The organism is Vibrio sp. OPT24 (assembly GCF_015163545.1).
In the GTDB taxonomy this organism is placed as follows: Bacteria; Pseudomonadota; Gammaproteobacteria; order Enterobacterales; family Vibrionaceae; genus Vibrio; species Vibrio cyclitrophicus.
On record NZ_JADDYI010000053.1, the window covers coordinates 673405 to 683228 of the forward strand.

1 protein-coding gene is annotated in these 9824 nt (G+C 44.9%); it reads right to left on the reverse strand.

The features are described from left to right. Positions 1-26 precede the first annotated feature (26 nt). A partial coding sequence (locus IQO02_RS16785) for an Ig-like domain-containing protein (protein ID WP_193838621.1) occupies positions 27-9824 on the reverse strand: 9798 nt, incomplete at its 5' end.

Genomic DNA, 9824 nt, shown 5'->3' on the forward strand with positions numbered 1-9824 from the left:
TTCCTTTTATAGACTGTACATCTAACTTACAGCGTTAAATTATTGTCTTCTATCATTTTTTGTAAAATTTGTGCTTCTAATGCACTGCTACTGTCACCTTGATACAGATCGTCGTACGTAACATCGGCTAATAAGATGTTTTGTTGAACGTCTTCATCGCCATTAGGTTTAATAGAAATGGTCACACCTTCACCAGATTCTTCTAAATCTAGATATTGTGTTGCCCCTAACCCTGTATTAAGCCCTAGGCTTCCCAAAATACCCGAGAGGTCAATTGCATCAGTATCTGGAGACGCATCAAAATCTTGAACTACATCGTAGCTTGGGGCTTCTACACTCCCTAAGCCTGAAGAGGCGAACACAAAATTATCAGAGCCCGTACCGCCAATCAGCAGATCATTATCATCTGTCGCGGTAATCGTAGAATTCCCTTCAGCAACAAACTCAACTGATACCGTTTGAGGTAACCCTACCGCTTGGTTATTGCCTATTTCAGCAGAAGGTTCGATGGTGAGTTCAAATGGTTCAACACCATCATAACCGCCAGTAATAGCCAAATTAGGTACATCCGCTAAATCCACCACATACTGACCATCGACCATAGAACCGTGTGAGAACGTCAAACCTGCGGGAATATCATAGATGGTAATGAAGCCCGCTTCTGAGTCGGCAGGGTTAACAAGAGAGAGATCTAGGTTAAGCGGAATCGTGCCACTCGCTTCTGCCACAATCGAAGAGTATTCAACACTCAATAACGGAGCATCAGGCTCTGGTGTGATGATAAGCGTCATATCTTGTGAACTTGGGTCACCCGTGTCGACCACTAACTCACCGAGTACCGTATTTTGATCAACCGTTCGGCCTGTAATCGTAATATCAAGGTTACCAAACGCGTCGCCCGCAAAGAATTCGAGCTCATCAACAGAGCTTGCTTTAACGAGGATCGTCGCCTGTATGATGCCACCCACATTAGTGAAAGAGCTGGTTTCTGATCCAATTCGAATTCGATCTAGCCCAACTAAACCTGATGGATCCGAAGTCGAATTCACCGTTACGGTAATTGCTAAGAATTCATCACTGTTGGTTTCAAAGCTATTAGCATCGAGAGGAATCACGATGCCATCATCTTCACTTCCAGTGAGCTGTTCAGGTAAATCGAAGAACTCCACTTTATCGCCGATAGGGTTTACACCAACGGTAAATTCAGATTCGGTATAACGAATATCTGTCGTGCCGATTTCCTGAGTAATCGCCTCAAGGACTAGATTCATATCACCACTAAAATCTCGTGGCGGCAGAATAACAAGATTAGCAAGCTGACTTGGATCGAGCTGCCACTCATAAGTAGGGTTACCATCAAAGGTACCGCCATCAACGCCATTATTTGGAACTAATTCGTAGCTATCGCCCACCTTTATCGCAACAACCGCGCCTTCAGGCACGCCTTTCAATGCCAAGGACATATTTTCAGAGCCATCTTGGTCAATCAGCTCCGCGCTAAGTGATGACAGTGAAATGTAGTTGTCTTCGTCGCCTACTATATCCTCCGTCACCAAGTTCGCCGCATCCGCAACAGGTTCAACGGTGATCGTCACCACGGTCGTCTTGTCTTGAGTATCGGTTTCAACGACACAATCCGCTTCATCGGTAATATTGGCCGTCACTGTTAAGGTAATTTCGCCGCTGTAATGTTCTGGTGGTGTTACCAACACATCGCTCAATCGGCTAGGATCGGTTACCGTCCACGTACCATTGCCGTTATCAACCAACAAACCAGTATCAGTAGGGCTTTCCGATAGCGTGCCGCCATTTGATACCGTTATTGTTAGAGAGTTAATGGTCTCTTTACCGGTAGCACTGTTACCCTCTCCCGTGATTAACTGCCCGTCTTCAACGCTATCACCGAGAACTAACTCAAGGTTAAGGTCGGTTGTAATATCTTCCTGGATTGTTGTCGAATCCGTGGCAACGGTAATGTCATCCACAACAGGCAATACTTGAATACTGATGGTTTGATCTGTTGTGACGGTCTCTCCGTTACAAGGAGAGGTCTCAATGGTTTTAATCGTAAAGTCGATACAGCCGGCAAAGTCTTCATCTAATCCTGTTAGCGTTAGTTTGGATAGTCCATCCGCTGTAATCGAGTAACCGACAACCTCACCAGAAGCGTCGTATTCGGCAATCACACCATCACCGGAAATCTCGACACCTTCAGGCAGAGAGTCTGCTGGAATATAGAAAGAGATGGTGTTATCTGGGTCACTGGCAACATCGGTATTTAATAAACCCGTTAAGTCGATATCTTCACCTTCTGGTGTTTTTATATCTCCACCCGGTTGGATTGGACTTGGTGGGCCAACAGGGTCACAAGAACCGCCCCCGCCGTCATGACCTGTAATCTGAATTTGGAATGAGGTATCAATGTATTTCGAATCTTCACCATCAATAACACGAGCACGCACCACAATATCTAACACAGGGGTGTCACTTGGGCTGGAGATCGTCATTCCGCTCAGGATTTCTTGCGCCAGTTCTTGGATAGAATCACTCGTCAGGCCGTTCGCCGAGATAATCCAGTTTCCTGAAATATCTTGAGCAGCTCCGTTAGGGTGGTCGATAATCAAAGAGTACCCATCAGGTACATCGATCAATATATAATCTAAGTACTCTGAGCCATCCATATCAGCATCAACAAAAGTAACCGCGTCTGACACGTTGACCGGAGAGCCGTCATCACTGGTGTACAGCTGACCCGAACTTTCTAAACGTGTATCTGACTCGACCCTCGCATCAACGGTAACACTAATGGCTCCCGAGATATCTTTTACATCAGTTGCGCCTGTCGGCGAGGTGTCGGTAACTTCATAGGTAATTGGGATCGAAAATGTACCGCTCAAATCTTCAGTAGCAAGAACGGTTAATCTGTCGCTATCTAGTAATTCTTGAAGAGTGACTCCTTCTGAGCTTGCTAACCCACCTAAGTCTAAACCAGCAGCATCAACAGTAATCTCCACACCATCGAAATACAGAGTTAGATCATCAGGCAAGCTATCAATAATGTAACCTGTTAACGTTTCACTACTGTCAACATCTTGATTAACCGAAATATTTAATGACAGTGTAATGTAGCTATCTTCAATACCAACGCTACTCACGACTACACCATCGGTCTGATCGACAACAGGATCGAGAGTCACCTTCAACGCCATCGGGAATTCGCCCGAATCACCATCAGGCTCTGTAGAGATAGCAATAACGGTTAGCTCTAGCTCACCACTAAAATCAGTAATTGGCTTGAGATACAAATCATTCAGTTGGGCGTTAGAAACCTGGAATACTGGGCCTGTTACATCGTCAATGTAGGCGATGGTCAGCGACACAGGCTCACCCAATGAATCCACCAGCAAGGTGCCGTCAGGAATATTAGTAAGCAGTATATTGATATCTTCAGAAACATCGTCATCAGTTGTTTGGACGACAAAGTCGAGTTGAATCAAACCATCTTCATTGAGAACAGATTGATTGCTGATGACTTTGGTAATACTGTCATATTCCCAATGCGCATTTCCTCCATCCACAACAGTAGGTTCATCAACAACGCCTTTGAGGAAGATGTTGATGGTTTGAGTATCGCTTAACGCAGTCACATTGATAGGGTCTAGTGAGTCAATGGCAGATTCTGTGGCTACCGCCGTGACCTTAATGTACAAATCTTCAGTAAACGAGCTGATGTCTTCTTTTGGTAGAAGATAAGCCACACCATTCTCGATGGCCTCCGCAGAGACTAGGTAGGTATCAGGACCAATTAAGTCGAACAGTCCACCTTGGATAGACCAACCATCTTGCAGTTCGATTTGATAGCTTAACGATTCAGAACCGTCGGTATCAGTTAGCGATCCATCAATCACGTTCTTGAGGAAGATGATTTCATCTTCTAGACCTTTGTAGTCCTTAACGGATACATGTGGAGTATCAGCATCCGGTGAGATTTCAACGACTACGGTATTGACGATATCGGCCGTTTTATCTGCGGGGTCAGCGAAAGTGTTTCCCGCTTCGGTTGCAATCGCAGTAATCTCAAACTCAAATCGACCAGCAAGATTTTCATCAGCTCTGATTTCCATTTTGTCGATTTGGTTCTGGGTGTACTCTTTGCCTTCTTTAACCGCGTTTCCGTTCAAGGTGATATTCAGCCCATCGGGAATGCCGCTAATGGTGTAAGACAGTTCTTCAGATGTATCTTGGTCAACCAACTGAGCAGTGATATCTAATTTAATTGGGTCTGCGTCATCTTCTACCGATTGGTAGGTGAACACTGAATCAGACCAATCCGGCGCATCCGCTACGGGTAAAACAGAAACAGAGACATCTGCGGTCAATTCTTTTGGAATTGTGTCAGTACTAATAATGGCGTTGATCGCTAGAATAACCGTTGAGGTCGTATTTGATTCATGAAGTGCCGGTCGATAAGTTAACTGACCATTAGGGCCGGTAAACTGACTGTCAATCACCGTTAACTGATTGCCTGAAAGCGTCACTTTTCCATCAACCACTTGAAGTAATACGCCATCTAAATACAGGCTACCGCCTTGCAAAGAATCTTCTGAGAATTCAATAGCCGTAACGGTTTCGCTTTGGTCAACGTCTCCGGTAGAAACACTCACCACAATAATGGCATCGTTGTCTTCTGTAGTTTCAGAATCCTCATAACGAATAAAGCCTTCGTTATCATCTAGGACAAGCTCTGCAGTACTCGTGACCTCATCACCATCGGCATCGCGAACCAAATAATCAATGTCATCGATTAATCGAGGATCGGTAGGGTCAGTTGATACATTGGCATTAGTAGTCAGTTGGTAGCTGCCATCAGAGTTAAGCGTAAACTGACCGTAGACGCTATTATCAAAATCATTAATGAGATCAATCTCGATTGACGTAATTGCATCGGTAAAAGTGTAGGTATCACCGCGATAGTCAAAACTAACAATGACGGCGCCATCCGCACCAGCAAATCCTTCTGTTAAGAACTGTCCGCTGAGATTATCGCCTTCCACCATTTCAATGGATCCAGAACGAGAAGTTGGCACTGCATCCGTAACATTAACAACATAAATAGCCGGATCAGAACTATCACCATCGGCATCAGTAACGACCAATTCAAAATTCACAGCAAGATTATTTTCACCATCACCCGTAGCATGATCAAGCGGCGCATATAGATTGAACTCTGTTGTGCCATCGTTGTTAAAACGAATTCGGAAGATATCGTTACCCGACGTATCTTGAGCGTAATACCAACCATCGGCATTCACTGCCTGCAATGAAATGGCTTGCCCACCACTGGTATAAGCTAATGCGTCAAAAGCATCGGTATTAACTGAAACTGATGCGATATCGTCCGAGCCTTGGATAATAGCGATCGATGGGCTTGGTTCTTCAGTCCCAGTTTGTTCGTTGTCACCAATGAGTCCATCTTCATCGACAGATATGCTGCCTACAATCGAGAATGTAGGATCCTTACCATCGTATATTTTAATGTCTGATTTTTGGGTGGAACGCGAACCATCTGAATCAATAACGACAACCGTTGTTGGTATATTCAATTCGGTATCTTTTAACCCAGTGCCATGGTCAATAGAACGATATAGATCAATCTCAACGGCAACCGTACCGGAAGCATTGGCTTCTAGGAAATAGTCCGAAGGTAGACGAATCTGCATAATGACATCGCCATTACTTAATATCGCATCAAAACTGCCATCACCATTATCTCTCCAAGATAAAGCCTCGCCATTATGGGTGACTGCTTCACCGTCGCTATCCAAAACGGCTTGACCGTTTGTCACATCAATACCAAGATAAACGATAGGATCATGCGATGCCGTGATATCCAAATTAACCACTGCACTCTGTTTTACGCCATCAGGAGTAGTATCCGCAATTGGGGTTTCAGACAATTCAACCGTACCGCTGCCAATCGTTGGCTCACCACCGTCGGTAATAGAAACGATTAAATCTAGTTTAGTTTGGTCGTTATCGGAATCACGGGCTGTAACAGTAAACGGTATGGTATCTGTGCCATTGGCTTGATCCAAACCTTTGTACAGTGTGAAGACGTAATCCACACTGCTGTCTACATCATCTGATACCGGCGCTGCGAAACTCACGGTAAAGGCAACGTCACCACCAGCGACTGGCCCTGCGTAGCCAGTCAATAATGTACCATCCTCAGAAACGGTGTAATAAATCTGCTCGCCGCCACTAAAGAGCTGAGGTTGATCAGCTAAATCAAAGAACACGCTATCTAAATAATCACTGCCAATCCCGATACTGAAGGTTCCGGTACTACTGACTTCACCGATAGGATCATTGCTTAGCTCCGACTCGTTGACCGAAGAATTTGAATCGAGAATTAAACTCGGATCATTACCGTCCTCGATCACCCATGATATTTGGCCGTTTTCTAAAGCAGTGCCATCGGTGTCTGTGCCAATAATATTTAACGGAATCGTAAGTAAATCACTGGTGAGCACATGGTCGAGTGGCCGTTCAATCACCAAAACGATATCGGCAAGTACATTGTTCCCGTTGACCGTTGTCGTCATTGAAAACGAGAACACATCATCATCACCTTGCTTAGCTGTAATAGTACGACCATCTGCGCTGAGAGTATAAGTAAGCACTGTAGCGTCGCCACCTGAAGTAATACCTAACGCTTCTAGTTGCGCGACAGTCTCAGAGCTAAATTGTATAGAATCTGGGTCTGGATTATCCGAACCACCTAATACAGTAAATTGAGCATTGATGGTTTGCGAACCGGAGGTCACGTCGACTTCCGTCACCGTTTTCGAATCATCCAATATCTGTCCTGCCGCACCATCCATGATATCAATAGTCGCCGTTGCAGAGCCAAAATCACCACTAGAGTCAGCGGCAACGTAATTGAAGATAACGGTATGGTCTTGGTTATGATCTAGATTTCGATTGGCTTCAAAGGTCCACTGGCCATTAGCAAATACGGTCAATACACCATCCCCGGTATTGAACACCGCAGGAGTTGCACCTGAAATATCCTGACTGACTCCACCAACTTCGACGCTACTAATGGTTAGTGCGGTATCAAGGTCAATGTCATTGTTAAGAACGTTGCCTGACGATGTTTCACCTTCAACCATCGAGTAAGACTCGCCGAACAGCAAAGGTTCAGAATCTAGAATCGTGATCGGTAATTCGCCTAAAACGAGCTCAGTGGTTCCATCATCATCAATCTGAAGACCTTCGATAATGATCGCCGTTTGAAGTAACTCTTCACCAGCCTGTTGGTCAACCGCTTGGTAGAAAGTGATTTCAACGGTACCTCCAACAATCTTAGCTTCGAAAACCAGTGTTCCATCGGTTCGTGTTGCTTTGATCACTTGACCGTCAGACTCTAATTCAATAGCGATAGATTGACCTTGAGACGTCACTCCCTCAGCAGAGACTTGGTTTGCACTAAAAGCAAACTCATCAGCAAACTGAATATTGATGTCAGCGACTTGGGTTTGATCTCCAAAGATACCAACCGTACTTTCAGAAAATGAGACTGAATCTGGCAGTATAATACTTGGCATGTCATCACTGACTTCATTACCAATCGAGTTAACAACTCTCGCATCGATAATCCACTCAGTAGATGGGTCTAAGCTAGAGACATCAATATTCTCGACTAGCCAGCCACCGGACGCATCAACTACACCTTCAAAAGTCAGCGTTTGCGTACCATCATTGATCTCTATGTAGACAGGTAAACCTTCGGAAACATCGGTCGTACCCTGCATGGTGGTTAAATCACCACTACGAAAATCTAAGATGTTGAAACCAGATAAGGTATCAATATCGATAACAGGTGGGACGGTATCAATTTGTCCTGTCGAGTCTGTGCCCGTTGTTTCATTACCTGCAATATCAACGGTAACTGCTTCTACGGTAATGTTGCCATCCGCAAATGCAGACAGATCGACATCATCGATGCTCCAAGCCCCTGCAACAACTACGGTTTGTAACGTGATAGACTGATTATTGCTATCCGAAACTGTGACGGTAATAGGCTGTCCATTTTCTACATTTTGAACAACACCTTGTAGACGAACAGATTGAACCTCTTCAGTGTTGAGTATGTTGTCGGCATCATCGAATTTTGCTGTGATACTTGCCAGAGTATCCTTAACGATTATATCGCTAGAAGTAACAGTATTGCCCGCAACATCCGTAACGCTAGCCTCTACGGTCAAGATTCCTTCTGCAAACCCCGAATAGTCTTGACCTGTCAGCGTCCAATTTCCGCCAACTACTGTGGTCGTATAAACTTGGGAGACATTAAGGCTATCGGTAAGGGTAATAGTGATCGTTTGACCGTCTTCAACATTGGTCACCGTGCCAACCAAGGCACCATTAGTAATTTCGGCTAAGTTGTAATACTCATCACCAAAACCATCAAAATCGACACTGATGTCCGCCAACGTATCTTTAACGATGGTATCGCTAGAAGTTGCTGTATTACCGGCAATGTCCGTAACGCTTGCTTCAACCGTTAACTCACCTTCAGCGAAAGCTGAATAATCTTGGCCAGTTAGAGTCCACTCGCCACCGGAAACTATCGCGGTATAACTTTCTGACTTACCATCGACATCGGTGATGGTGATTGACACTGTTTGGCCATCTTCAACATTGGTCACCGTGCCGACCAAAGTGCCATTGCTCACTTCGGCGGAGTTGTAATACTCATCACCAAAACCATCGAAATTGACACTGATATCCGCCAACGTATCTTTGACTATGGTATCGCTAGAAGTTGTCGTATTACCGGCAATGTCCGTAACGCTTGCTTCTACTGTTAGCGTACCTTCAGCGAAGGCAGAGTAATCTTGGCCAGTTAGAGTCCACTCGCCACCAGTCACTGTCGCGGTATAATTTTCTGACTTGCCATCAACATCGGTGATAGTGATTGAAACTTCTTGACCGTCTTCAACATTGGTCACCGTGCCGACCAGTGCGCCATTACTCACCTCGGCAGAGTTGTAATATTCATCACCAAAACCATCAAAATCGACACTGATGTCCGCTAACGTATCTTTAACGATGGTATCGCTAGAAGTTGCCGTATTACCCGCAACGTCTGTAACACTTGCTTCTACTGTTAGCGTACCTTCAGCAAAACCCGAATAGTCTTGGCTGACTAATGTCCATTCGCCACCAGAAACTATCGCGGTATAACTTTCTGACTTACCATCAACATCGGTGATAGTGATTGAAACTTCTTGGCCATCTTCAACATTGGTCACCGTGCCAACTAATACGCCATTACTCACCTCGGCAGAATTGTAATACTCATCACCAAAACCATCGAAATTGACACTGATATCCGCCAACGTATCTTTAACGATGGTATCGCTAGAAGTTGCCGTATTACCCGCAATGTCCGTAACCGTAGCTTCTACTGTTAGCGTGCCTTCAGCGAAGGCTGAATAATCTTGACCAATGAGACTCCACTCGCCACCAGAAACTATCGCGGTATAACTTTCTGACTTACCATCGGCATCGGTGATGGTGATTGATACTGTTTGGCCATCTTCAACATTGGTCACCGTGCCGACCAATGCGCCATTACTGACCTCGGCAGAGTTGTAATACTCATCACCAAAACCATCAAAATCGACACTAATATCCGCCAGCGTATCTTTGACGATCGTATCGCTAGAAGTTGCTGTATTACCGGCAATGTCCGTAACGCTTGCTTCAACCGTTAACTCACCTTCAGCGAAAGCTGAATAATCTTGGCCAGTTAG